The 305-nt window shown below is 57.0% G+C and carries 1 pseudogene; it reads left to right on the top strand.

The features are described from left to right. Positions 1 to 96: 96 nt before the first annotated feature. Positions 97 to 305, top strand: a pseudogene (locus tag EXE42_RS17540) (ATP-dependent DNA helicase RecQ); the annotation flags it as partial.

Below are 305 nucleotides of genomic sequence, written 5' to 3'. Positions count from 1 at the left end.
GGGTGGGTAATCCACTTCCAACGGCCACCGAATCTCATTCGGTACTACCAGGAGATCGGACGGGCTGGGCGTGCGCTCGACGAAGCAGAGGCAATCATGCTGAGCGGCGAGAGTGACGATGAGGTGGCCGAGTACTTCATCGAACAGGCCTTCCCCGAACCGGAGGCCTTCCAAGCGGTGCTTGATACGATTGAGGCCATCGACACGCAACTCCACAAATATGAACTCCTCAAACACGTCAACGTCGGCTGGGGCGCTGCAGACACCTGTCTCAACATCTTGCGAGTCGAGAATGCCATCTACAA

The sequence above is a fragment of the Halorubrum sp. SP3 genome (genome assembly GCF_005435195.1).
Taxonomy (GTDB): Archaea; Halobacteriota; Halobacteria; order Halobacteriales; family Haloferacaceae; genus Halorubrum; species Halorubrum sodomense.
This window is presented reverse-complemented; position numbering and strand designations above follow the sequence as displayed.